The sequence below is a fragment of the Selenomonas sp. oral taxon 478 genome (assembly GCF_001189555.1).
In the GTDB taxonomy this organism is placed as follows: Bacteria; Bacillota; Negativicutes; order Selenomonadales; family Selenomonadaceae; genus Centipeda; species Centipeda felix.
In genome coordinates, this window is sequence record NZ_CP012071.1 from 1,490,811 (window position 1) to 1,514,818 (window position 24,008).

Consider the following 24,008-nt stretch of genomic DNA (forward strand, 5'->3'; position numbering starts at 1 on the left):
TTGGGAGGAGCTCGAGTAGAGTGGAGAGATATTGTCCGCAGGAGATTGAAGCAAAGTGGCAGAAGATCTGGGAGACGGAGCACAGCTGCCACACGGAGATGGATGCGACGAAACCGAAGTACTACGCGCTTGAGATGTTTCCGTATCCGTCGGGAAAACTTCACATGGGGCATGTCCGCAACTACTCGATCGGCGATGTGATTGCGCGCTTCCGCACGATGGAGGGGTACAACGTCCTGCACCCGATGGGGTTTGACTCCTTCGGCATGCCCGCCGAGAATGCAGCGATCAAGAACAAGGTGCATCCGGCGGAGTGGACGTATGCGAACATCGCGAACATGGAGAAGCAGCAGCGTGCGCTTGGGCTTGCCTACGACTGGGACCGCGAGGTCATCACCTGCCGGGAGGATTATTACCGCTGGACGCAGTGGCTCTTTGAGCTGTTTTATAAAAAGGGGCTTGCCTACAAGAAAAAAGCATCCGTGAACTGGTGCGATACCTGCGGCACGGTGCTCGCGAACGAGCAGGTCGAGGACGGCAAGTGCTGGCGCTGCAAGTCCGAGGTGCACAAGAAGGATCTCGCACAGTGGTTCTTCAAGATCACGGACTATGCCGATGAGCTCCTCGCCGATCTCGACAAACTCCCGGGCTGGCCCGAGCGCGTCAAGACGATGCAGGCCAACTGGATCGGACGCAGCGAGGGCCTTGAGTTCCGCCTGCCTGCGCCCGCGCTCGATGCGGAGATTCCCGTCTACACGACGCGTCCCGACACCGTGTTCGGCATGACCTTTGTCGCGCTCGCACCCGAGCATCCTCTCGTAGAGAAGATCTGCGCCGTCAGCGACAAGGCAGAGGAGATCCGTGCGTTCTGTACGCGCGTCAAAAAGCAGTCCGATATTGAGCGCTCCTCGAGCGAGTCGGAAAAAGAGGGTATTTTCACAGGGATTACCTGCACGAATCCGTTCAACGGGGAGCAGGTCGAGATCTGGGTCACGAACTACGTCCTCTTTGAGTACGGCACGGGCGCGGTCATGGCCGTCCCGTCGGAGGATCAGCGCGACTGGATGTTCGCGGAGAAATACGGCATCCGCAAGATCCTCACGATCCGCCCGAAGGACGGAGAGCTGTGTCTCGAGGACATGACAGCGGCATATACCGAAAAGGAAGGCATCCTCATCAACTCCGGCAAGTTCACGGGGATGGAGATGCACGCGGCGATGCAGGCGATCATGGATGAGGCGGAGGCACAGGGATACGGCAAACGCCGCGTCAACTACCGCCTGCGCGACTGGCTCATCTCACGCCAGCGCTACTGGGGTGCGCCAATCCCCATCATCAACTGCCCAAAATGCGGCGAGGTACTCGTCCCGGAGGCAGAGCTGCCCGTGCGTCTCCCCGAGGATGTCTCATTCGAGCAGGGAGCAGTCTCGCCGCTCTCGTCGAGCGAGCACTTCCTCCACTGCAAATGTCCCAAGTGCGGCGGCGATGCGACGCGCGAGACGGATACGATGGACACGTTTATCTGCTCCTCGTGGTACTACTACCGCTATACGGATCCGAAGAACACGGAGCGTCCCTTTGACCGCGACAAGGTGAACTACTGGGCTCCCGTCGATCAGTACATCGGCGGCATCGAGCACGCGATCCTGCATCTCCTCTATGCACGCTTCTTCACGAAGGTACTGCGTGACGCAGGGATGCTCGACTTCGACGAGCCGTTCACGAATCTCCTCACGCAGGGCATGGTCATCAAGGACGGCGCGAAGATGTCGAAGTCGCTCGGCAACGTTGTCTCGCCCGAGGAGATCATCGACCGCTACGGAGCGGATACGGCACGGCTCTTCATCCTCTTTGCCGCGCCCGTGGACCGTGACCTCGACTGGAGCGATCAGGGCGTCGAGGGGGCGTACCGCTTCCTCGGGCGCGTGTGGCGTATCCTCGGACAGTTCGCAGAGACGATCAAGGGCGCGCCTGCGTCCTACGATGCAGCAACGCTCAGCACAGAGGAGACGGAGCTGCGCCGCGTGCTCCACGCGACCATCAAGAAGGTCACGGAGGACGTGCGCGACCGCTTCATGTTCAACACGGCGATCTCCTCCATCATGGAGCTGGTCAATGCGCTCTACGCATTTCAGGACAAGGAGCTCACGCCGGGGCTCGCGCGTGAGACGGCGAGCGCACTCGTGCGGATGCTCGCGCCGTTTGCACCGCACATCACGGCGGAGTTGTGGGCACAGCTCTTCGGCGGGAACGTTCACGCAGAGACGTGGCCACAGTACGACGCGGCGGCACTCGTGCAGGATGAGGTAGAGATCGTCCTGCAGATCAACGGCAAGGTGCGCGACCGCGTCAAGGTCGCCACGGGACTTGACCGTGCGGCGCTGGAGCAGCTCGCAGCGGAGCTGCCGCGTGCGAAGGAACTCACGGCGGGCAAGACCATCGTCAAGGTTGTCTGTGTCCCCGGCAAGCTGGTCAATATTGTTGTGAAGTAAGGTGTAACGTCAGGGAAAAGTAACATCAGAAGATAAGGGAGAGAGAACATTATGCTGAAAGCGTTTGCAGTACGAAGCCTGCTGCCGGAGATGCTGATTGGCCGTACGGTTTATGATGGTGACAGCGAGAACGTACTCGTCGAGGGCGGCACGGTACTGGACAAAGAGACGATCAAGCTGCTCAAGAAAAAGGGCATCGCCTCTGTCTATGTCGATGAGGACAGCATTATCGCCGCCGTTCAGAAGGAAAAGGCAGTCAAGGCGGAAAAGGCAGCCGTTATCGGCAGTGGTCCCGCTCCCGAGCGCGAGATCAAACTGGACAGCAAATACGAAGAGGACTATCGCTACGTCTACGGCGAGATGGAGAAACTCTTTGCCGAGGCAGCAGAGACCGGAAAGCTCAACATGAGCATCCTGCAGGACGTGATGTCGAGCGGCCGTCTGCGCGACCTCTACAAGGAGGGAGCAACGGCCGTCTCCATGATGTACAGCATGAATCAGGGGGGCAACTACAACCTGCATCACTGCGTACATCTCGCCATCCTCGGTGGGCTTATGGCGAAGTGGATGGGCCTCGTGGGCATCGACCGTCAGAACATGGTACTCGCCGGGCTCTTCCTCGATATTGGCAAGCAAATGGTTCCGAAGGAATTACTCGAGAAGAAGGGCCTCCTGACCGAGGAGGAATTCGACATCCTGAAGAATCACGTTGTTGAGAGCTTCAAAATCGTGGAGAACAGTGAGCTCGAGGGACGTACCGACCTCATGAACGGCATCATCCAGCATCATGAGCGCGACGATGGCACGGGTTATCCCTCGGGGCTGAAGGGGGATGCGATCACGACCTTCGGCAAGGTGCTCGCCATCCTCGACTGCTACGATGCGATGGCATCCAGCCGCAGCTACGCGGCGAAGCGTTCCCCGTTCGAGGTGTTCAAGGTACTCTATGCCGACGTACTGGACGGAAAGCTTGACTCGGAGTACGCCGTTCTCTTCATGCGCAAGATGAATGCCGCACTCAACGGCTGCTGGCTCCGTCTCTCGGACGGTTCAGCAGGACGCATCGTCTACGTCGACGAGTCACGCGTCACGGCGATGCCGGTCATCCAGCTCTCAGATGGCGGCTTCATCGACCTCAATACCGTCAAGGATCTCACCGTTGTCGAGATCATGACGGCGAGCGATGTCAGCAAGCTGTAAACGGATGATGCTCAAAGCACCCGTATGGGTGCTTTTTTCATGGAAATCGTTGATGAGATAGGGAAAAATTCTGCGCTTCCATTGTACCCCTTGACGTATGCGATATAATGAAAAAATAGCTTTTCGTGAAGGAGGGGAACGCATGGCGATGGTGCCAAAACTTAATACAACGCAGTTCGAGGGGGAGATCCCGTTCAAGGTCGTCGCACCGTTTGAACCGATGGGCGATCAGCCTCAGGCGATTGCCGATCTTGCCGGCGGCATCGAGAACGGCATGACGGCACAGGTGCTGCTCGGAGCCACGGGCACGGGAAAGACCTACACCATGGCGAAGGTCATCGAGCACGTTCAGCGTCCGACCCTCGTCATCGCACACAACAAGACTCTCGCCGCGCAGCTCGCGAGTGAGTTCAAGTCATTTTTTCCCGACAACTACGTCGGTTACTTTGTCAGCTACTACGACTTCTACCAGCCCGAGGCGTACATCGCCCAGACGGATACCTACATTGAGAAGGATGCGTCGATCAACGATGAGATCGATGAGCTGCGCCACTCCGCGACCTGTTCGCTCTTTGAGCGGCGCGACGTCATCATCGTGGCGAGCGTCTCGTGCATCTACGGTCTCGGCTCACCGGAGAGCTATCACGAGATGGTTCTCTCCGTGCACAAGGGGCAGACAATCACGCGCGAGGAGATCCTGCAGAAGCTCATCTCCATCCGTTACGAGCGCAACGATATTGCGTTTGAGCGCGGACGTTTCCGTGTGCGCGGCGACGTGATTGAGATCTTTCCCGCAGGGTACAACAACCGCGGCGTGCGCATTGAGATGTTCGGCGACGAGGTGGAGCGCATCATCGAGTTCGACGTGACGACGGGCGAGGTTTACGGCGAGCGGCTTCACTCCATGGTGTTTCCGGCGTCCCACTACGTCACGGACGATGAGGATATGAAGATCGCCATGGCTGACATTCGCACGGAGCTTGAGGAGCGGCTTGCCGTACTGAAAGGTGAGGGCAAACTCCTTGAGGCACAGCGGCTGGAGCAGCGCACGAACTATGACCTCGAAATGATGCAGGAGATGGGCTACTGCTCCGGCATCGAGAACTACTCGCGTCACCTCACGCACCGTGCGCCGGGCGCGACACCGTACACTCTCCTCGACTACTTCCCTGAGGACTTCCTCATCATGATCGACGAGTCCCACGTGACTCTGCCGCAGATTCACGCCATGTACGGCGGCGACCGCAGCCGTAAGGTCTCACTCGTGGACAACGGCTTTCGTTTGCCGTCTGCGTTCGATAACCGTCCGCTGACGTTCGAGGAGTTCGCGGCGCGCATCAATCAGATCGTCTACGTCTCCGCGACGCCCGGAAAATACGAGATGCAGCAGGCACAGCAGGTCGCCCAGCAGATCATCCGCCCGACGGGACTCCTCGATCCCGAGGTCGAGGTGCGTCCGCTCGCAGGGCAGATCGACGACCTCATGGGCGAGATCCGCCTGCGCATCGGGCGCAATGAACGCGTCCTCGTCACGACGCTCACCAAGCGCATGGCGGAAAACCTCACCGAGTACCTACGCGAGGCGGGGGTGAAGGTGCGCTACCTCCACTCGGACATCGCGACCATCGAGCGTGCGGAGATCATCCACGACCTGAGAGCGGGCGAGTTCGACGTGCTCGTCGGCATCAATCTCCTGCGTGAGGGGCTCGATATGCCGGAGGTCTCGCTCATCGCCATCCTCGACGCGGACAAGGAGGGCTTTCTGCGCTCCGACACCGCGCTCATCCAGACCATCGGACGTGCCGCCCGCAACGCCGGCGGGCACGTCATCATGTACGGCGATGTCATCACGGGCTCGATGCAGCGCGCCATCGACGAGACGGAGCGCCGCCGTGCGATACAGCAGGAGTACAACGAGGAGCACGGCATCGTGCCGAAGACCATCGTCAAGCCCATCGTCCCGCTCATCGAGATGACGCTTGTCGCGGCTGAGGATAAGAGCCCGTACGGGAAGAAGGACGGCAAGGCAAAGAAAAAACTCGGCAAAAAGGAGCGCGAGAACCTCGTCAAGAGTCTTCTGCGCGAGATGCAGCAGGCGTCGCGTGCGCTGGAGTTCGAGCGTGCGGCAGAGCTGCGCGATATGATCGTCGAGCTCGAGGGCGAACTGCCGAAGAAGAAAAAATAAGGACATACAGATAATGAATGAATACATCAAGATCGAGGGGGCACGCGCCCACAATCTGAAAAATATTACAGTGCAGATACCGCGCGATAAATTAGTTGTGGTGACGGGGCTCTCCGGCTCGGGGAAGTCCTCGCTCGCATTTGATACGATCTATGCCGAGGGGCAGCGCCGCTATGTGGAGTCGCTGTCCGCCTACGCACGGCAGTTCCTTGGGCAGATGGACAAGCCCGATGTGGACAACATCGAGGGGCTGTCGCCTGCCATCTCGATTGACCAGAAGACGACGAGCCATAATCCGCGCTCGACGGTAGGGACGGTGACGGAGATCTACGACTATCTGCGCCTGCTCTATGCGCGCGCGGGACGCCCGCACTGCCCAAACTGCGGCAAGCCGATCACGCAGCAGAGCGTCGATCAGATGGTGGATCGGATCATGCAGCTGCCCTCAGGAGCAAAGCTCCTCATCATGGCGCAGCTCGTGCGCGGCAAGAAGGGCGAGCACAAGAAGGTGCTCGAACAGATTCGCCGCGAGGGCTATGTGCGCGTGCGCATCGACGGAGAGCTGCATGATCTCGGCGAGGAGATCGCGCTCGAAAAGCAGAAGAAGCACACGATTGAGATCGTCGTAGATCGCCTCGTCGTGCGCGAGGGCATGGAGAGCCGTCTGGCAGACTCGCTGGAGACGGCGCTCCACGCAGGTGAGGGCGTGGTCTACGTACAGGTGGTGGACGGCGATCTCCTCATGTTCAGTGAGAACTTCGCCTGTGTGGACTGCGGCATCTCACTGCCCGAGATCGCACCGCGCATGTTTTCATTTAACAGCCCATTCGGCGCGTGCCCCGTCTGTACGGGGCTCGGCAGTCACAAGGAGTTTGACCCTGCGCTCGTCGTTCCCGACCCGACGCTCAGCGTGGCAGACGGTGTCTTTGCACCGCTCTCGAAAAACCCGAACTCCTATGGGATGCGGGCGATCACAGCACTCCTGGCGGCGCATGACTACGATGCGCATACGCAGTGGAACCGCATCGACAAGAAGACGCAGAAGATGCTGCTCTATGGGGCGGATGAGTATGTTTCCTTCCAGTACACGAATATGTTCGGCGAGGAGAAGGAATACCATGTCCCGTACGAGGGCGTTTTGCCCGCACTCACGCGCCGCTATCGCGAGACGGACTCAGAGGAGATGCGCGAGAGCTACGAGGACTATATGACGGATACGCCGTGCTCGGCGTGCCACGGGGCGCGATTGAAGCCCGAGGCGCTCGCCGTGACGGTCGGCGGGAAGAATATCGCCGCACTCACGGCCCTTACGATTCGTGAGGCAGATGCGTTTCTAACGGAGGCAGAGCAGGATTTTACGCCGCGTGAGGCAAAAATAGCCGGAGAGATTTTGAAGGAAATTCATGCACGCCTCCATTTTCTCCTCGATGTGGGACTCGACTATCTGACGCTCTCGCGTGCGGCATCGACGCTGTCGGGCGGAGAGGCACAGCGCATCCGCCTCGCGACGCAGATCGGCTCGGGGCTGATGGGGGTGCTCTACATCCTTGATGAGCCGAGCATCGGGCTGCATCAGCGCGACAACAACCGCTTGCTCGCGACCCTTCGGCATCTGCGTGACCTCGGCAATACGCTCATTGTTGTGGAGCATGACGAGGATACGATGTACGCCGCCGACCATATCATTGATATTGGCCCCGGCGCAGGAGAGCATGGCGGCGAGGTGGTTGCAGAGGGAACGGCGGCAGAGATCATGAAGAATCCTGCATCCATCACGGGGCAGTATCTCTCACGCAAAAAGTTCATCCCCGTGCCCGCAGAGCGGCGCAGGGGAAACGGCTATTTTCTGGAGATCGTGGGTGCGGCGGAGAACAATCTGAAGAATGTCAATGTGAAATTTCCGCTTGGCACGCTAACGCTTGTGACGGGCGTGTCCGGCTCGGGCAAGTCGACGCTCGTCAACGAGATCCTCTATCGCGGTGTCGCCTCGCGGCTCTACCGCGCGAAGGGAAAGCCCGGCAAGCACAAGAAGATCAAGGGGCTTGAGCATATCGACAAGGTCATCAACATCGATCAGCAGCCGATCGGACGCACGCCGCGCTCGAATCCCGCGACCTACACGGGGGTGTTCGATGCGATCCGCGAGCTGTTCAGTCAGGTGAGCGAGTCGCGTATGCGCGGCTATAAGGCGGGGCGGTTCAGCTTTAACGTGAAGGGCGGACGCTGTGAGGCGTGCCGGGGTGACGGCATCCTGAAGATCGAGATGCAGTTCCTTCCCGATGTCTACGTTCCCTGTGAGGTCTGCAAGGGGGCGCGCTACAACCGCGAGACGCTCGAGGTGCACTACAAGGGCAAGACCATCGCCGAGGTGCTCGACATGACGATTGACGAGGCAGTGGAGTTCTTTGCGAATGTGCCGCGCATCGCGCGCAAGCTCGAGATCATCCGCGACGTGGGGCTCGGCTACATCCGCCTCGGACAGCCTGCGACGACGCTCTCGGGCGGTGAGGCGCAGCGCGTCAAGCTCGCGACGGAGCTGGCGCGGCGCAGCACGGGAAAGACGCTCTATATCCTCGACGAGCCGACGACGGGGCTGCATGCGGCGGATATCCACAAGCTGCTCCTCATCCTGCAGCGGCTCGTAGACGGCGGCGATACGGTGGTCGTCATCGAGCACAATCTTGACGTCATCAAGACGGCGGATCACATCATCGACCTCGGTCCCGAGGGCGGCACGGGCGGCGGCACGATTGTCGCCCAGGGAACGCCCGAGGAGATCGTGCAGGTGAAGGCATCCTATACGGGGCAGTTCCTCAACCCCCTGCTGGAAGAAAAACATTGATGGCTTGCATGAAAGAGAAATAACTGAAATAAAGAAGGTAATGTAGAAATGCTGATTTTAGGGCAGATGATCGTATTCTTTCTGATGATTTTTGCAGGGGCGCTTGCCCGCCGATACAAGATCATCATTCCGAACAATCAGGAGCAGTTTTCCTCCCTGATTGTCAATATCGCGTGCCCCTGCCTCATCATCTCCTCAGCGATGCACGCACAGGAGCACATGGATCTGGCGCAGGTTATTGACACCTATCTCGACTACGCCATTCTCCTCGTGATGATGTGCGCCGCCGGTTTCCTGCTGCCGATTCTCCTGCGCTATCGCGGACGTCTGCGCGGTGCGGTGAACCTCTCGTTTTGGTTCAACAACTCACTCTTCATGGGGCTGCCGCTCGTGCAGGGGGTGTACGGCGATCAGGCGGTCGTCTATATGACGCTGTTCTTCATTCCCGTCAATCTGCTCTTTTTCATCTACGGCGTTTCCTCCATCAGCATTCATAAACAGCGCGGTCTTGAGATGGTGCGCATGCTGCTGAATCCCGGCATCATCGCCTCGCTGATCGCCTGCGTGATCTACTTCGGTGAGATTCCGACAAATCCGCTCCTCCTGCAGGCGTTTACGATGGTCGGTGCGATGACGGCGCCGCTCGCGATGATGATGATCGGCGCATCGCTGAAGGATATCCACATGCGCCACATGCTGACCGACCGCAAGCTGCTCGTCTACACCTTTCTCAAGGCCGTGGTGCTGCCGATCCCTATTCTCTTTGCGATGAAGTTCTTCGTCACGAATCCCTACATCCTCGGCTGCAGCCTCGTCATCGTCGCTGCGCCGACGGGCGGCATGGTGGCGATGGTCGCCCTGCTCTACAACAAGGTCGCCTATCCGCTCATGACGGAGATCATCGCGCTCTCGACAGTCATCTCCGTGGCGACGATACCGCTCGTGTCGATGATTACGGGAATTTGACAGGGAGGTACATTTGCCCATCTTTGTTCTGATCTTAGTGTCTGCCATAGCCCTAATCGCAGGGCTGTCGGCATTTTTCCTGCGGTACCTGACGGAGGGACGGCGGCTGCGCGCGGCGCGTGCGGCGATCGTCCTCTTTGATGTCCTCGGCGTCGGCGCGATGCTCTTCCTCTTTGCCTCGCATCGGACGGAGGGCTGGGCGGGGATGATCGCCCTGCCGATCTTCCTCGGTTACGTCGCGCAGATCATCGCGCTGCTCCTGACGATGCTCGCCGTCCTCGTGCGTGCAGCCGGCCGCAGGCTGCGCGGCGTCCCGTACAGCCCCGCGCGGCGGCGCGTGCTGAAATGTGCCGCGCTCTATCCGGCGGCGGGAGCGCTGCTCGGCAGCTACGGCGCATTCATCGAGCGGACGGCGACCGTGCGCCGTGACTACCGTATCCCCATACGGAATCTCTCGCCTGAGGCGGATGGGCTGGTGATCGCTCAGATCAGCGACGTGCATCTCGGCGCGTTTTTCTCTGTGGAGGAATTCGATGCGCTTCTCACCGAAACAGCGGCAGGGGGGGCTGATCTGCTCGCCGTGACGGGCGACCTCTTTGATGCGGAGCATCTGAACGAGGCGGCGGCTGCGGTGCTTGAAGCACACGCAGAGGATTTTCCGCGCGGGATCTGGTACTGCATCGGCAATCACGAATACTATCGGCGGAATGCGCTCCCCATTGTTACGCAGATGGCACGCAGAGGTCATGTCCATGTCCTTCTCAATGCGGCGGAGCGTGTTCCGGGCTGCGGCGCGCTCTACCTCGCGGGGACTGACTATCCTTTTGCACGCGGGGATGCGTTCTACACGGAAAAGGCAGCGTTCTTTGCGGCAGCGATGGAGGACGTTCCGGCGCACGCGGTGACAGTGCTCCTCGCGCATCATCCCGAGTTCATCGACGATGCAGCGGCAGACGGGCGCGTCCCGCTGACGCTGACGGGACATACGCACGGCAGTCAGTTCGGTATCCTCGGGCAGCCGCTTTTCCCCGTCTTTAAGTACACGCGCGGGATGGTGCGCATCGGGGAGAATTATGGCTATGTGCATACGGGCAACGGAAGTTGGTTCCCCCTGCGGATCGGCTGTCCGCCCGAGACGGCGTATTTTAGATTGGAGCGAGGCGACGTATGAGCTGGATTGAGGACTACAGTGCCCTGCGTGAGGATATCCATACGGGGTACATCTACGAGGCGATTGAGGCGATTCTCTACATGCGCGCGCATGAGGAGATCCCCGCAGAGGAGCAGTGGCGCTTCTCTGAGATGATGGGGATGTGCTGCCGTGCGCTCGCCGATACGGAGGGGGCGATTGCCGCGTATTTCGAGGCGGCGACCGAGGACAAGAGACTGCGCCTTCAGCGGGAACATTTCTCCCGCTACCTCTATCTCTGTCATGCGGCGGCGCAGCTGACACCGAAGGAGCTGCAGCCGCAGTTTGCGATGTGTGCGTCGCTCTATCAGCGTGAGGAGCCGCTCCCGCCGCGTGCCCCCGTCCATCACGCGCGTCTGCGCATCGGCTTCCTTGCGCCGCAGTTTGACCATACGGCAGTCTACGGCGCACTGGCAACGCATCTGACAGAGCGATACGATGTCTATGCCTATGCGCTCACCGACCGCACGAATGCACCAACGTCATGGGAGGCGGCGGGCGTTCATACTGCCGCGCTCGCGCAGGGGACGCCGCAGGAGCAGGCGGAGCGCATCCGTGCGGATGAGATCGATATCCTGATTGACCTCGGCGGGCATCGGGACGGCGGCGCGACACTCCCTGTGCTCGCGCTGCGCCCTGCGCCCGTACAGATGGCGGGGCTGGATGCCGCCTCGACGACGGGGATGCCCTTTGTCGATGGGTTCCTGACGGATGAGCTGCTCTCTCCTGCGGGGACGGAGGAGTTCTACAGCGAGGAGCTGCTGCACCTGCCGCATGCGCTGTGCTATGCGGCGGATGATGCCCTGCGCCGTGCGCCTCTCGCGGAGCGTGCGGCGGATGCACCGCTGACCTTCGGTGTGATGCAGGACTTCATGTGCATCAACGAGGAGGTACTGAAGGTATGGGGACGCATCCTGAAAAAACTCCCGAAGGCGCAGCTCATCCTGCAGGATACGGAGGACAGCCCCCTGCGCGTGACGACGATTGTCGAGATGCTGGACGGGCTGAAACTGCCCATGAAGCGCATCTTTGTGAAGCCGGGCGGTGCGGGCGCTTTGGACGATGGCTCTGTCGATGTCGTCCTTGACACCTTCCCCTTTTCCGGAGCGGCTGCGGTGGCAGAGGCGCTCCTCCATGGTACTCCCGTTGTAACTCTGTGCGGGGAGACGCATACGGCACGGCGCAGTGCGTCCGTGCTCGCGGCGGCGGGGCAGACGCAGTGGATCGCGTCCGATGCGCGTGCCTATGAGCGGATTGCCTGTGCGCTCGCGGAGGATGTCGCCGCTCTGCGTACACGCCGCGCCGCACTGCGTGACGCGGTGCTCGCATCGCCTCTGACCGATCTATCGGCGTATACGGCATCCGTTGCGGCGGTACTGGACGGGTATTGGGATGAGCGTGGAGCAAAGGTAAACCAATAGACAATATCTAGTTGACGTAATAAAATTCCTGCTCTATAATAGACCTCATACGTACGATCTATGATAAGGCAGGGATTTTTTTATGAAGAAACGCCGTATTGCTGAACTGACGCAGAAGATTATCGCGGGCTACCGCGTCCGCCGTGAGGACGACCGCTCGATATTCATGGATGCCCCGCTGGAGGAGCTGCAGGAGGGGGCTCATCGTCTGCAGCAGCAGTTCTGCGGAAACCACATCGATCTGTGCACGATCGTCAACGGCCGCAGCGGCCGCTGCGGGGAGAACTGCAAGTACTGCGCACAGGCGGCGTGTCACAAGACGGGCGTGGAGACGTATTCATTTCTCCCGCAGGAGGAGATCATCGCTCATGCAAAGGCGAATCAGGATGCGGGAGCGAACCGCTTCTCCATCGTCACCTCGGGCGGGGCTCTCTCGGGTGAGGAGTTTGAGAAGGCTCTTGACACCTATCGGGCGATGCGCAAGTCGCTGACGATTGATCTCTGCGCGTCACATGGCCTCCTCACGCGCAGCCAGCTGCGCCGCCTGCGTGAGGCGGGGGTGACGAGCTATCATCACAACATCGAGACATCGGAGCGGTATTTTCCGCAGATCTGCACGACGCATACGTACGCCGACCGCATCCGCACGATCAAGGCGGCACAGGCAGAGGGGATGTGTGTCTGCTCGGGCGGCATCATCGGCATGGGTGAGACGTGGGAGGATCGCTTTGACATGGCGTTCGCCCTGCAGGAGCTCGGCATCGAGTCCATCCCCATCAACTCGCTGATGGCGATTCCGGGGACGGCACTGGAGCATCTCGCTCCGCTCTCGGGGGAGGATATCCTGCGTACGGTGGCGATCTTCCGCTTTATCAATCCGACGGCGAACATTCGCCTCGGCGCAGGGCGTAAGCTGCTCCCGGAGAACGGCGCGACGGCGTTCCTCTCCGGAGCGTCCGCCTCCATCACGGGCAACATGCTCACGACCTCGGGCACGACGATCGCTCAGGATATGGAGCTGCTGAAGGAGCTCGGCCTGACGAACCGCGACGAGGACTGCAGTGTGCACACGGGCTCGTGTGCCGCACGGTAATTCATCAAAAACAAAAACCGCCAACGAAGCTGAACTGTTTCGTTGGCGGTTCTTTTGTTATAGGTAGCTCTCAAATTTTTCCATATCTGTGATGCAGATCTTGCGCCCTGCCGCCTTGAGAATGCCCTCACGCTGCATCGCACTCAGCTCGCGTGAGAGGGAGGGGCGGCTGACGGCGAGGTCGGCGGCAATGAACTCGCGGCTGACAGAGAGTGCAGCGCATCCATTTTTTTCGATGTAGGGGAGGAGGTAGCGCACGATTTTCTCGCGCAGCGTACCGCTTGCGAGGACTTTGAGCTTCGTGTGCATCGCGTATGCCTTGCCCGCGAAGATGCGCATGAGGTTGCGCTGGACGAGCAGGGCGGAGCGGTGCGGCGTCTTGCCGATGTCCAGCGTGAAGAGGTGGCTCGATACCTCGAGCAGGGTCGTTCTGGTGACGGCTGTGACATACATATCGTAGGGGCGCTGCAGCACCTCGTAAACCTCGCCGAACATATCGCCCGGCTGATTGATCTCGGAGATGAAGATCTGGCGCCCCGAGCGCGTATCCTTGAGGATGTGCACCTCCCCCGCAATCAGGATGTAGAGGGAGTGGGGCATATCGCCGTCGTGAAAGATGATCGTATCCTTTGGATAGGTGTGCAGGCGCACGTCGCTTGAGGCGAGGAGCTCCTCGACATCCTCCTCGTTCATATTGCGGGCAAGAGAGGAGGCGGCGAGGATGCGCGCGGCAGTTTCCTTGTCGTTCGCTGGCATAGTTACTCCTTTAGGGAAACGCTGATAAAATGAAGTCCGTCGGATTGGTGCAGATTTTTTGTCCTGTCCAGGAGACAAACCGGACGCATAGCAGAAGCTATGTGGAGGATTTGTCGACACAGACAGGGCGAAAAAGATGTGCTAAGACGGCGGCGCTGAATTTATCAGTGTTCCCGTAGTAGGATGTTCTCGATCTCTGCGATATACATCGTGTGGTAGTCATGCTCCGGATAGTAGGTTTGGGGAAAATCCTCCTGCCCATTTACCGCAGCGTTCATAAAGCAGGAGGGATCCAATTTCTGCGCATAGAGTTTCTTCGTGAGCATGGTGAGGCGCGCCTCCTCAAAGTAGATATAGCTACCGTGCTCCTTCTTCGTCAGCGCGTATTTTGCGATCTTATCCTCGTCGCGCCCGGACACCGTTCCAAAATACTGTATCATGGGCTTGTATTTCTTCTCAAAGACCGAAAGGGTGATGCCGTCGGATGCGTCGACAAACTCTTTCGTATAGCGCGTCGGACGAATGAAAACATAGGCGACCGGGCGTGCCCAGAGAAAGCCAAGACCGCCCCACGACGCCGTCATGCCGTTGACCTTTCCGTCGTGTACAGCGCTGACCAGCATCCAGTCCTGACTGATTAGCTTGAATACGTTCTCCGTTAGATCCATGGGGCGAATTTCCTTGATTGCCATGATATATACCTCCTAGAATATTCTGTGTTGGCTCTCATTATAGCATAGGAGAACGCACAAAAAAACCGTCCCCGTGGGACGGCATCAGATATCTTTATGGTGCTCACTGAGGGATTCGAACCCCCGACCCCCTCCATGTGACGGAGATGCTCTACCAACTGAGCTAAGTGAGCCTAAGAAAAAATCCGCACAACTGCGGATGAAAAATCAAATGGTGGGGTTAACAAGATTCGAACTTGTGACCTCCTCGATGTCAACGAGACACTCTAACCAACTGAGCTATAACCCCATTTGTTTGTCGCTCATTTCCAAACGACAGAACGAATTATAACAGATGAAATACAGCCTTGTCAACCCGAAATTTTCAAAAACTTGGCGGCGCGAGAATCCTCCATTTATCGGTTCAGGATCAAAGTGCGGTTGACAAGACAGAGAGCGCAATATATAATTCGGTTATAACATATCGAATATATATGGATTAAAAGGGAGAATATCATGGATGCAATTGAGGATATAGAGGCATTCATCGTAGAGGAATTTGAGTGGTTCCATCGTCACCCCGAGCTCTCCTACGAGGAGGTCGAGACGACGAAGCGCATTCGCGCCGCCTTGGAGCGGGCGGGGATCCACATTCTGGATCTGCCGCTCAAGACAGGACTGGTCGCGGAGGTCGGGCAGGGGGAGCCGCTCGTTGCGCTGCGCACCGATATAGACGCCCTGCCGATCGAGGAGCAGACGGATCTGCCATACCGCTCGGAACATAGAGGACGGATGCACGCCTGCGGGCACGACTTCCATATCTCGTCGGTGCTCGGCGCGGCGCTCCTGCTCAAGCAGCATGAGGCGGAGCTCACGGGGCGCGTGCGCATCTTCTTCCAGCCGGCAGAGGAGGCACCGGGCGGTGCGAAGGTACTCATCGAGGCAGGCGCGTTGAGGGACGTTGCAGCGATTTTCGGTCTGCACGCCTCGCCCCTCATGGAGGTCGGCACGGTTGGCATCTCGGCGGGAGCGGTGATGGCAGCGGTGGATCGCTTTGTTTTCCGCTTTCATGGCACGGGGACGCATGCCGCACATCCCGAGTCCGGCGTCGATCCGATTGTCCTTGCGGCGGCGTTCATCCAGTCCGTGCAGACGGTTGTCGCACGTAATCTCAATCCGTTCTCCGCGGGCGTTGTGAGCGTCACGCATATTGCGGCGGGGAATACGTGGAACGTGATTCCCGAGGAGGCACTCGTCGAGGGGACGACGCGCAGCATGAATGCAGAGGAGCGTACGCACATCCGCGCGCGTGTCTGTACTCTCGCAGAGCAGCTGGCAGCATCCTACGGTGCCGCGGTGGAGACGGATTGGTACGAAGGACCTCCCGCAACGTGCAACGATGGCTTTTGGGCGTCGTACGCCGCGGAGAAGGCGAAGGAGCGCGGGCTGAATGTCGTACCCGCACCGAAATCGCTTGGCGGTGAGGATTTTGCCTTCTATCAGGAAAAGGTGCCGGGCATGTTCGTTCTCGTCGGGACAGGGCTTTCTGCTGCCATCCACAATCCGACCTTCCGCGTTGACCCGCATGCCCTTGCGCCGACGGCATGCTATCTGGCGGAACTCGTGCGCGGCGCATTGGGGAAGGTGAAGGAACGATAGTTTATCTGTGATGAAAAAAGCTGCCATTTTTTGGCAGCTTTTTTCGTATGTTATTTCTTTCGATGCGATTTTTTTGCGATGTGGTCCTTGAGTGGTGCAGCTGAGGGGGTACCGCGCCAGCCAAGCCAGAGGAAGAAGCCGAGGGCGATGAACCCGAAGGCGAGGCTTCCCGTTTGCGCGCTCGTGAAGAGTCCAAAGTATTTCTCCGTGTAGTCGCCGCGCAGATACTCGAGCGCAAAGCGCACGAGGCTGTAGAGCATGATGTAGAGGGCGAAGCACTGCCCTCGTGCATGACCGCGCGCGCGGAAGAGGAGGAGGAGCGCGAAGATGACGATGTCGAGCTGTCCCTCCCAGACCTCCGCCGGCCAGAGTGGCTGTGCGCCGTATGTGTGGTGGGCGAGGGTCGACGCGGGATAGAGGATGCCGAAGTCTCCGCCGGTCGGTGCGCCGAAGGCGTCGCCATTGAGGAGGTTCGCGCAGCGTCCGAGTGCCTGACCGAGGACGATGGCGGGCGCGACAACGTCGAGGAAATGGATGGTGTCAAGACCGTGCTTTCGGCTGTAGAGAATGCCGACGAGCACGCCGAGAAAAACGCCGCCCTGGATGGCCATGCCGCCCTGCCAGACGTTCAGCAGCTCGGTCAGGTGGTGCTGATAGTAGTCCCAGTCAAAGAAGAAGACATCCCAGAGCCGCGCACCGAGAAGCCCGGCGATGCCGCAGTAGATGCCGATGTCGGTGATGTACTTCTCGTAGCCGCGTCCGTCCGCCTTTGCGAGGTAGTAGGCGACCCCGGTAGCGAGAAAAATCGAGAGGGAGATCACGACGCCGTAGGCACGGATGGGAAAATTTCCGATGTAGAAGAGATATTGATGCACGAAATGCCCCTTCCTATGCGGGCGTATAGAGCGGCAGCGTCTCGAGGAAGATGATGTCTTTCCGCTGTGCCGCCTCGCCTTCGGCGAGAACGGCCGCCTGTCCGATGACGTGCGCACCAGCCTTCTCGGCGAGATGGGCGAGCGCCTTCATCGAGCCGCCCGTGCTGATCACGTCGTCGAGCAGGAGGACGCGGCGTCCCTTGATGCGTGCGATGTCATCCGCCGTGAGGTAGAGCCGCTGTTTGCCAAGCGTCGTGATGGACTCGTCCTCGACCCAGATGGGATCCTCCATGTACGCCTTGATGGATTTGCGTGCCGTGATGTAGTAGGGCATGCCAAGCTGCCGTGCGAGTTCCGCCGCCAGGGGGATGCCCTTCGTCTCGGCGGTCATGAGGATCTCCGTGTCCGTCGGAATCACCTTTGCCAGCTCGCGTGCACACGCCGTGCACAGCTCCACATCGCCCAGCATGACGAAACCTGCGATCGCCAGGTGTTCGTTGAGGTTCAGGATGGGGAGACTGCGGCGGCAGCCTGCGACGGTGAGTTCATGGTAGCGTTTTGCCATAGCGTTAGAGTCCTTTCTCCGTCAAGATGATCTCCACCGCATTCAGCACGTCGCTGATGTTCTGCTCCGTGATGATGAGCGGCGGCTGAAATGCCATGACGTTGCGGGCGATGCCGTTTTTGCCGACGATAAAGCCGCGGTTCTTGAGCTCCTCGAGCACGGCATCCAGCTCGGCAGGGGCGGGGGATTTGTCCGCGTGGACGAATTCTGCGCCGACCATCAGCCCGAGGCCGCGAATGTCGCCGATGATGGGATGCCGCGCTGCAATCTCCTGCAGCCCTGCACGCAGCTGTGCGCCGCGCCGCTCGGCGTTCCCCATGAGATCATGCGACTCGATATAGCGGATGACGCCGAGTCCTGCCGTGGAGGAGACGGGATTGCCGCCGAGGGTCGATGCGCCGGGCTTCTTGTATTTGTCGGCGACTGTCGGCGTCGCGATAAATGCACTGATGGGCGCACCGTTGCCGAGTGCCTTTGCCATGGTCATGATGTCGGGCTGCACATCGTAGTGCTCGATGCCGAACATCCTGCCCGTGCGCGCAAAGCCCGTCTGCACCTCGTCCGCGATGAAGAGCGTGCCGAAATGTGTGAGGATCTCCTTGATGCGCTTGAAGTAGCCGGGCGGCGGGACGACGATGCCCGCGTTGCCCTGGATGGTCTCGGCGATAAAGGCGGCGGGGCGCCCCGATGTAACTGTTCGGATGATGTCCTCGACCATATTGGCACAGGCAAGGTCACAGGCGGGGTATTCCTTCCCCATGGGACAGCGGTAGCAGTAAGGATTCGGTGCAAAGCTGATGCCTCCGACGGGGTTCGGGTCGGTGCGCCACATGGCAATGCCCGTCAGGCTCATCGTCAGTTTCGTGCGCCCGTGGAGTCCGCTGCGCAGGGCGATGAACTCGCTGCTGCCCGTAGCGATCTCGGCAAGCAGTGCCGCACCCTCATTCGCCTCCGTGCCTGTGGAGCAGAAGAAGCTTTTCTGCAGTGCGCCCGGGGTGATGCGGGCGAGCTGCTCGGCGAGATTGACGAAGTTCTCCGTAAGGTAGATGTTGCAGACGTGCTGGAGGGTATTGACCTGCTCCGTGACGGCGGCGTTGATCTCGGGGTTGCAGTGCCCGCAGTTGATGACCGAGACGCCCGCGAAGCAGTCGAGATACGCTCTCCCCTCGCTGTCGTAGAGGTACTGCATGGAGCCGCGTACGATCTGGCGCGGGGCGCTGTAGAAATGCCCCAGACAGGGCATGATGTACTTCTTTTTCTTTTCCAGTATGGCAGCTGCGCCGATGTAGGAGTGTTCGCTGATAGAATCTGTTGCCATGAAATATACTTTCTTGATTAAATCGAATTGCGGCTCTGACGGAAGCGGTAAGTTCCGATGCCCAAGGGGCGCGGAGCAATCTCTGTGAGGCGGTCAAACTCCGCCGCACGATAGCCGTCGCCGCCCGCGGCGAGACGGTCGAGTGCCGCACGGTAGATGCGGACGATCTCCGCCGTCACGTCCGCCGTGTAGTCCTGCGCCTCGATGCGGTACGAGCCGAGCCCATTGAACTTTTCGAGGTAGGGGTAGAGGCACAGATCCTTGGCAAAGTAGATGTGACTGCGCCCGTACTGGTCGATGCGGATCGAATGGACGCCGCCTGCCTCGTCACGGAACGCATAGTGCGTGTCGAGCAGCTCGGGCGAATCGAGGTCGTTGTATGCGGGCAGCGACATCGCGGGGAAGTTGTAGTCGCAGATCATGGACTCGTACGCGCCGTGGACGACCGCCTCGATCGGCAGGACGGCGTTCTCGACGATCTCGCGCAGCTGACGGAAGGACAGCTCATAGGATGCCGTCGCCATGGTGAGCCCGTTTTCCTTGAGAAAGGCTGCGGCGAGATGGTTAAAGAGGTTAAAGGAGTGATCCGCCTGAATGGGAAGCTTCGTGAGCGTGCGCACGAGCTTCAGCGTGCCGAGGTTGCCGACCATGACGCCGTCCACGCCGATGTCATTGAGGGCAGTGAAGAACTGCTCGAGCTCTCCGCATTCGCGGCGCATGGTTGTGCGCGGTGTATTCACGATGACGTGAGCGCGTCCTGCCGCGTCGCGCACGAGTGCCTCATAGTCGCGCAGCGTCCACGGACGCTGCGGACGAAACGCCTCGCCGCCGACGTAGACGGTGTCGGCACCTGCGTCGATGGCGGCGCGCGCCGCCGCGGGAGTGCCGACGCGGACACTCAGGCGACGACTGGGTTCGTTTTCCTTTGCGATCGGCGGCTCCTCGCGCAGCACCTCGTCGGCAAAGCCCGCCTCCTCGATCGCCTGACTGAAGAAGCGCGGCTCGCGCTCGCCCGTCATGCCGATGTCGATTGCTGTCGGCTGTCCAAATGCGAATGTGGTCGTGTAGTCGCGCACACGGTTTTCGTAGAGGCTGCGCCAGCCCTCCTCATCCGTCGTATAGCCGTTCGGATCGGCGATGTAGGCGTCGATGGCGGCACGATAGGTAGAGACGAGGCGGCGGATGAATTCCGGCGCACGCATCCGCCCCTCGATCTTGAACGAAAAGACACCCGCCTGTATGAGAGCGGGGATGGCACGATACATGCACATGTCCTTGAGCGCGAGCTTGTACGGTCCGGGGCTGGACGCGTCGAGCACCTCTCCCGTCTCCTCGTTGATGAAGGCAAACGGCCAGCGGCAGATCTTCATGCAGCGCCCGCGGTTGCCGCTCTGCCCAAAGAGAACGCCCGAGTGGATGCACTGCCCGCTCTCGGAGATGCACATATCGCCGTGCATGAAGTACTCCACCTCGATGCCCGTGCGCGCACGGAAGAGGGCGAGCTCGGAGAGCGTCATCTCACGACCGACCACGATGCGCGTGATGCCGTACTCCTTGAGCTTTTCGATGGCGTATTCGTTGTGCGTATTCATCATGACCGAGGTGTGCAGGGGTACGGTGATGCCCATCTCGTGCACGAGCTCGAGCACGGCAAAGTCCTGTACGAGAATCGCATCGGGGCGGATCTCCTCCAGATAGGCGAGATAGTCGCGCAGAGCCGGCAGCTCCTCGTTGCTGATGAGGTTGTTGAGGGTTATGTAGAGGTGGACGTCATGGGCGTGGGCGTAGTCAATTGCCTCCTTGAGCCGCGCGTCGTCGAAGTTAAAATCGCCCTCGTGCAGGCGCATATTGAAATGTTTGCCGCCCAGATAGACGGCGTCCGCGCCGGCATCAATCGCTGCCGTCATGGCATCCCATGTGCCGGCAGGTGCAAGCAGTTCGACGGATTTACGGTGTAACAGCATTGTGTAAAGTCTCCTTTGTTGCCGGAGGTGCCGCTGACAGACAGGGACACTCCTTCATCATTGTTTCTGATTATAGCAGGAAATACCATTTCTTTCAAATAAGCATGGCCTTCTTTTCCCTATCGTTTGATGGAGTTTATCAATAGAAAGTTTTTTGCGCTGTATCTTGTAAAAAAGGCACTTTTCAGGTATGATGATATATAGATTTTATCGTTTATACTGACAATTATAAATACAACGTCTGTTAAGCCGTGATTATATTTTTTTGCCCTTGAATTATTGTTTTAAATTATTTACTTTTCCTATGTATTTATTAATTCTTCTATAAGGAGGGCTTATGTATGGGAGAATATGGGAGCTTGGGCATTTTTCTTCTCGTAGCGTTGTTTTTCCCCGTCATGGCACTGGGACCGGCATTCCTGCTGCAGCCGAAGAAGCCGTCGCCGCAGAAGTACATTCCCTACGAGTGCGGTGTCGATTCGATCGGGTCGCCCTACGTCCAGTTTCGTGCGGGGTATTTCCTCTACGCGCTACTGTTCATCGTCTTTGACATAGAGACGGTGTTCCTCTACCCGTGGGCGGTGGAGTTCCGCATGCTCGGCGCATTTGCGCTCATCGAGATGTTCATCTTCGTTGGGATTCTGGTGCTCGGCCTTGCCTATGCGTGGCGAAAGGGGGATCTCACATGGAAATAGCAGAGCGCGTCCCGGAGTGTCTGCGGGAAAATGTCTTTGTCGTCAAGTTGGATGAACTGCTGCGCTGGGCGCATGCAAACTCGATCTGGCCGCTGTCCTCGGGGCTGGCCTGCTGCGCCATTGAGATGATGACCACAGCGACGGCACGGTTCGACCTCGCACGATTCGGCTACGAGGTGTTCCGTCCCTGCCCGCGTCAGGCGGATCTCTTCATCGTCGCGGGGACGCTGACGTGGAAGATGGCGCCGGCAGTCGTGCGTCTCTATGAGGAGATGCCCGAGCCGAAGTATGTGATTGCGATGGGGGCGTGCGCGATTGCGGGCGGCCCCTTTGCGGATTCGTACTCGGTTGTCTCGGGGGTCGATGAGCTCCTGCCCGTGGATGTCTACATCCCGGGCTGTCCGCCGCGCCCCGAGGCACTGATCGACGGCATGCTGAAGCTGCGCGAGAAGATCCTCCATCCCGAGCGCGTCCGCGCGGAGCGTGCCTACTGGGCAGAGCGGGCGGCAGAGAGGGCGGTGAACGCATGAGGAACAAGTATGTGACGCCTGCAATGCTGGAGGCACTCAAGGTCGCCTTTTCGTCGGCGGAGTACGATGTGGAGGCAGAGCGTCCCGCACTCTATATTGCTGCCGAGGAGCTCCTCGGCCTGCTGCGCGTCCTGCGTGACGACGGGACACTGCAGCTGACGCGGCTGGAAAATGTGACGGCGGTGGACTGGAAAGACCGCTTCGAGATGGTCTACCATCTCTTTTCACCGACGGAGCTGCACTGGCTGACGCTGAAGGTGACACTGCCGCATGATGTGCCCGTGCTCCCCTCGGTGACGCCCGTGTTCCCCGGCGCAGAGTTCGAGGAGCGCGAGGTGTATGATCTCATGGGCATTGTGTTCACGGGTCACCCCGATCTGCGGCGTGTCTTCCATGCGGACGATTTTGTCGGGTATCCGCTGCGCAAGGACTTTGTCCCGCCGCCGCCGCCCGATGTCCCATCCTTTCGGAAGGAGGAGTCCTGATGCTGCGTACCGAGACCTATACGCTCAACATGGGTCCCCAGCATCCGTCGACGCACGGCGTGCTGCAGGTGCAGCTCGAGCTGGACGGCGAGCGCATCGTGAAGGCGACGCCGATCATGGGCTATCTCCATCGCGGGATTGAGAAGCTGCTTGAGGCGCGGACGTATGCGCAGGGGCTTCCCTATACCGACCGCCTCGACTACATCTCTGCCATGAACAACAACTTCGGCTATGCGCGTGCGGTGGAGGAGCTGGCGGGGATCGAGACGACGCCGCGCGCAGAGTACATCCGCGTCATCATGGCGGAGCTGAACCGCATCAACAGTCACCTGATCTTCATCGGGACGCTTGCAAATGATCTCGGCGCGTCGACGGGAATGCTCTATTGTTTCCGCGACCGTGAGAAGATCCTCGATATTTTCAATCTCGTCTGCGGGGCACGTCAGACCTTTCACTATATCCGCATCGGCGGGGTAAAGGAGGATCTCTCGCCCGAGGCGGCGGAGATGATCCGCGCCTTTGTCGACAGCGTGCCTGACTTCCTCGCGGAGTACAACCGTCTCCTCACGGGCAACGAGATTTTTGTCCGCCGCATCCGCGGCACGTCGCCCATGACGACGGAGGAGGCACTCGCGTGCAGTATGACTGGGCCAAACCTGCGCGCGACGGGGCTCGCCTTTGATCTGCGCAAGGTGGACGGCTACAGCGTCTATGATGATTTTGACTTCGAGATCCCCGTGGGTGAGCACGGCGACAACTGGGACCGCTACATGGTCAAGCTCGCCGAGATCGCGGAGAGCGCGAAGATCGTGCGGCAGGCAATCGACGGACTGCCCGAGGGCGACTTCATGGCAAAGAAGGTGCCCAAGGTCATCAAGCCGCCCAAGGGCGAGGTGTTCAGCCGGACGGAGGGAACGCGCGGGGAGCTCGGCTTCTACATCGTCAGCAATGGTACGACGAAACCGTACCGCATTCACATCCGCCGTCCCTCGTTCGTAAATATGCAGGGGCTCAATCCAATGTGCCGCGGCATGCTCATCGGCGACTCGGTCGCCGCCTACTCGTCCATTGACCCGATCATGGGCGAAGTGGACTGCTGAGA

20 protein-coding genes and 2 tRNA genes are annotated in these 24,008 nt (G+C 59.5%); 14 read left to right on the top strand and 8 right to left on the bottom strand.

Annotated elements, in window-relative coordinates; all coding sequences use genetic code 11:
* Positions 1-20: 20 nt before the first annotated feature.
* The 8 genes from leuS (at position 21) to bioB (ending at position 13,388) form a co-directional block, all read left to right on the top strand.
* The gene (leuS, locus tag ADJ74_RS06970) at positions 21-2,492 is read left to right on the top strand and encodes a leucine--tRNA ligase (protein WP_050343009.1); all 2,472 of its coding nucleotides are present in this window, start codon (positions 21-23) and stop codon (positions 2,490-2,492) included.
* Between the two features lie 51 nt (positions 2,493-2,543).
* The gene (locus ADJ74_RS06975; protein WP_050343011.1) at positions 2,544-3,692 is read left to right on the top strand and encodes an HD-GYP domain-containing protein; all 1,149 of its coding nucleotides are present in this window, start codon (positions 2,544-2,546) and stop codon (positions 3,690-3,692) included.
* A gap of 142 nt (positions 3,693-3,834) precedes the next feature.
* A complete protein-coding gene (gene uvrB, locus ADJ74_RS06980; protein WP_050343013.1) occupies positions 3,835-5,877 on the top strand; it encodes an excinuclease ABC subunit UvrB in 2,043 nt (680 codons plus the stop codon).
* A 13-nt stretch (positions 5,878-5,890) separates the two neighbouring features.
* On the top strand, positions 5,891-8,719 hold the full coding sequence (uvrA, locus tag ADJ74_RS06985) for an excinuclease ABC subunit UvrA (RefSeq protein ID WP_050343015.1): 2,829 nt from the start codon (positions 5,891-5,893) through the stop codon (positions 8,717-8,719).
* Positions 8,720-8,767: 48 nt separating this feature from the next.
* Positions 8,768-9,685 (top strand): AEC family transporter, encoded by a 918-nt coding sequence (locus ADJ74_RS06990; protein ID WP_009442927.1) that lies wholly within the window; start codon positions 8,768-8,770, stop codon positions 9,683-9,685.
* A gap of 13 nt (positions 9,686-9,698) precedes the next feature.
* Positions 9,699-10,856 carry a metallophosphoesterase gene (locus ADJ74_RS06995; protein ID WP_050343018.1) on the top strand — a complete coding sequence of 386 codons (1,158 nt, stop codon included), beginning with the start codon at positions 9,699-9,701 and terminating at the stop codon, positions 10,854-10,856.
* The gene (locus ADJ74_RS07000; protein ID WP_050343020.1) at positions 10,853-12,295 is read left to right on the top strand and encodes a glycosyl transferase family 41; all 1,443 of its coding nucleotides are present in this window, start codon (positions 10,853-10,855) and stop codon (positions 12,293-12,295) included. Before ADJ74_RS06995 ends, ADJ74_RS07000 begins: the two co-directional genes overlap by 4 nt.
* Before the next feature lie 82 nt (positions 12,296-12,377).
* On the top strand, positions 12,378-13,388 hold the full coding sequence (gene bioB, locus ADJ74_RS07005; protein WP_050343022.1) for a biotin synthase BioB: 1,011 nt from the start codon (positions 12,378-12,380) through the stop codon (positions 13,386-13,388).
* 57 nt (positions 13,389-13,445) lie between these two features.
* On the opposite strand, the gene ADJ74_RS07010 is transcribed toward bioB, so the two are convergent.
* The gene (locus tag ADJ74_RS07010; RefSeq protein WP_050343024.1) at positions 13,446-14,144 is read right to left on the bottom strand and encodes a Crp/Fnr family transcriptional regulator; all 699 of its coding nucleotides are present in this window, start codon (positions 14,142-14,144) and stop codon (positions 13,446-13,448) included.
* Between the two features lie 29 nt (positions 14,145-14,173).
* Between ADJ74_RS07010 and ADJ74_RS11580 the strand changes: the two genes are divergently transcribed.
* The gene (locus ADJ74_RS11580) at positions 14,174-14,323 is read left to right on the top strand and encodes a secretion protein HlyD (protein ID WP_071844305.1); all 150 of its coding nucleotides are present in this window, start codon (positions 14,174-14,176) and stop codon (positions 14,321-14,323) included.
* Here ADJ74_RS11580 and ADJ74_RS07015 read toward each other — a convergent pair.
* From ADJ74_RS07015 to ADJ74_RS07025, 3 genes are all read right to left on the bottom strand, one after another.
* Positions 14,309-14,836 (bottom strand): flavin reductase, encoded by a 528-nt coding sequence (locus ADJ74_RS07015; protein WP_050343026.1) that lies wholly within the window; start codon positions 14,834-14,836, stop codon positions 14,309-14,311. The two genes, ADJ74_RS11580 and ADJ74_RS07015, sit on opposite strands and share 15 nt — an antisense overlap.
* Positions 14,837-14,933: 97 nt before the next feature.
* A tRNA-Val gene (locus ADJ74_RS07020) sits at positions 14,934-15,009 on the bottom strand.
* A 39-nt stretch (positions 15,010-15,048) separates the two neighbouring features.
* Positions 15,049-15,125: transfer RNA gene (locus ADJ74_RS07025), tRNA-Val, on the bottom strand.
* A gap of 206 nt (positions 15,126-15,331) precedes the next feature.
* Here ADJ74_RS07025 and ADJ74_RS07030 point away from each other — a divergent pair.
* Positions 15,332-16,474: an amidohydrolase gene (locus tag ADJ74_RS07030; protein WP_050343030.1), complete on the top strand. Its 1,143-nt coding sequence runs from the start codon at positions 15,332-15,334 to the stop codon at positions 16,472-16,474.
* 50 nt (positions 16,475-16,524) lie between these two features.
* Here ADJ74_RS07030 and lgt read toward each other — a convergent pair whose 3' ends face one another.
* From lgt to ADJ74_RS07050, 4 genes are read right to left on the bottom strand one after another with little or no spacing between them, the layout of a single operon-like run.
* On the bottom strand, positions 16,525-17,349 hold the full coding sequence (gene lgt / locus ADJ74_RS07035) for a prolipoprotein diacylglyceryl transferase (RefSeq protein WP_050343032.1): 825 nt from the start codon (positions 17,347-17,349) through the stop codon (positions 16,525-16,527).
* 13 nt (positions 17,350-17,362) lie between these two features.
* Positions 17,363-17,914, bottom strand: coding sequence for a phosphoribosyltransferase family protein (locus ADJ74_RS07040; protein ID WP_050343034.1), 552 nt, complete (start codon positions 17,912-17,914; stop codon positions 17,363-17,365).
* 4 nt (positions 17,915-17,918) lie between these two features.
* Positions 17,919-19,232, bottom strand: a complete 1,314-nt coding sequence (locus ADJ74_RS07045; protein WP_050343037.1) for an aspartate aminotransferase family protein — start codon at positions 19,230-19,232, stop codon at positions 17,919-17,921.
* 17 nt (positions 19,233-19,249) lie between these two features.
* Positions 19,250-21,196: a peptidase U32 family protein gene (locus ADJ74_RS07050; RefSeq protein WP_050343039.1), complete on the bottom strand. Its 1,947-nt coding sequence runs from the start codon at positions 21,194-21,196 to the stop codon at positions 19,250-19,252.
* A 341-nt stretch (positions 21,197-21,537) separates the two neighbouring features.
* Between ADJ74_RS07050 and ADJ74_RS07055 the strand changes: the two genes are divergently transcribed.
* From ADJ74_RS07055 to ADJ74_RS07070, 4 genes are read left to right on the top strand one after another with little or no spacing between them, the layout of a single operon-like run.
* Positions 21,538-21,891, top strand: a complete 354-nt coding sequence (locus tag ADJ74_RS07055) for an NADH-quinone oxidoreductase subunit A (RefSeq protein ID WP_009442917.1) — start codon at positions 21,538-21,540, stop codon at positions 21,889-21,891.
* A complete protein-coding gene (locus ADJ74_RS07060; RefSeq protein WP_050343041.1) occupies positions 21,882-22,421 on the top strand; it encodes an NADH-quinone oxidoreductase subunit B in 540 nt (179 codons plus the stop codon). Before ADJ74_RS07055 ends, ADJ74_RS07060 begins: the two co-directional genes overlap by 10 nt.
* On the top strand, positions 22,418-22,906 hold the full coding sequence (locus ADJ74_RS07065; protein WP_050343044.1) for an NADH-quinone oxidoreductase subunit C: 489 nt from the start codon (positions 22,418-22,420) through the stop codon (positions 22,904-22,906). Before ADJ74_RS07060 ends, ADJ74_RS07065 begins: the two co-directional genes overlap by 4 nt.
* Positions 22,906-24,006, top strand: a complete 1,101-nt coding sequence (locus ADJ74_RS07070) for an NADH-quinone oxidoreductase subunit D (protein WP_050343046.1) — start codon at positions 22,906-22,908, stop codon at positions 24,004-24,006. The genes ADJ74_RS07065 and ADJ74_RS07070 overlap by 1 nt, the downstream gene beginning before the upstream one ends.
* Positions 24,007-24,008 lie beyond the last annotated feature (2 nt).

What these genes read in the sequence shown, in the direction of transcription:
- ADJ74_RS06975 (WP_050343011.1), top strand. Translation starts at nt 2,544, where the DNA reads ATGCTGAAAGCGTTTGCAGTACGAAGCCTGCTGCCGGAGATGCTGATT.
- uvrB (WP_050343013.1), top strand. Translation starts at nt 3,835, where the DNA reads ATGGCGATGGTGCCAAAACTTAATACAACGCAGTTCGAGGGGGAGATC.
- uvrA (WP_050343015.1), top strand. Translation starts at nt 5,891, where the DNA reads ATGAATGAATACATCAAGATCGAGGGGGCACGCGCCCACAATCTGAAA.
- ADJ74_RS06990 (WP_009442927.1), top strand. Translation starts at nt 8,768, where the DNA reads ATGCTGATTTTAGGGCAGATGATCGTATTCTTTCTGATGATTTTTGCA.
- ADJ74_RS07000 (WP_050343020.1), top strand. Translation starts at nt 10,853, where the DNA reads ATGAGCTGGATTGAGGACTACAGTGCCCTGCGTGAGGATATCCATACG.
- bioB (WP_050343022.1), top strand. Translation starts at nt 12,378, where the DNA reads ATGAAGAAACGCCGTATTGCTGAACTGACGCAGAAGATTATCGCGGGC.
- ADJ74_RS07010 (WP_050343024.1), bottom strand. Translation starts at nt 14,144, where the DNA reads ATGCCAGCGAACGACAAGGAAACTGCCGCGCGCATCCTCGCCGCCTCC.
- ADJ74_RS11580 (WP_071844305.1), top strand. Translation starts at nt 14,174, where the DNA reads ATGAAGTCCGTCGGATTGGTGCAGATTTTTTGTCCTGTCCAGGAGACA.
- ADJ74_RS07015 (WP_050343026.1), bottom strand. Translation starts at nt 14,836, where the DNA reads ATGGCAATCAAGGAAATTCGCCCCATGGATCTAACGGAGAACGTATTC.
- ADJ74_RS07030 (WP_050343030.1), top strand. Translation starts at nt 15,332, where the DNA reads ATGGATGCAATTGAGGATATAGAGGCATTCATCGTAGAGGAATTTGAG.
- ADJ74_RS07040 (WP_050343034.1), bottom strand. Translation starts at nt 17,914, where the DNA reads ATGGCAAAACGCTACCATGAACTCACCGTCGCAGGCTGCCGCCGCAGT.
- ADJ74_RS07045 (WP_050343037.1), bottom strand. Translation starts at nt 19,232, where the DNA reads ATGGCAACAGATTCTATCAGCGAACACTCCTACATCGGCGCAGCTGCC.
- ADJ74_RS07050 (WP_050343039.1), bottom strand. Translation starts at nt 21,196, where the DNA reads ATGCTGTTACACCGTAAATCCGTCGAACTGCTTGCACCTGCCGGCACA.
- ADJ74_RS07055 (WP_009442917.1), top strand. Translation starts at nt 21,538, where the DNA reads ATGGGAGAATATGGGAGCTTGGGCATTTTTCTTCTCGTAGCGTTGTTT.
- ADJ74_RS07060 (WP_050343041.1), top strand. Translation starts at nt 21,882, where the DNA reads ATGGAAATAGCAGAGCGCGTCCCGGAGTGTCTGCGGGAAAATGTCTTT.
- ADJ74_RS07065 (WP_050343044.1), top strand. Translation starts at nt 22,418, where the DNA reads ATGAGGAACAAGTATGTGACGCCTGCAATGCTGGAGGCACTCAAGGTC.
- ADJ74_RS07070 (WP_050343046.1), top strand. Translation starts at nt 22,906, where the DNA reads ATGCTGCGTACCGAGACCTATACGCTCAACATGGGTCCCCAGCATCCG.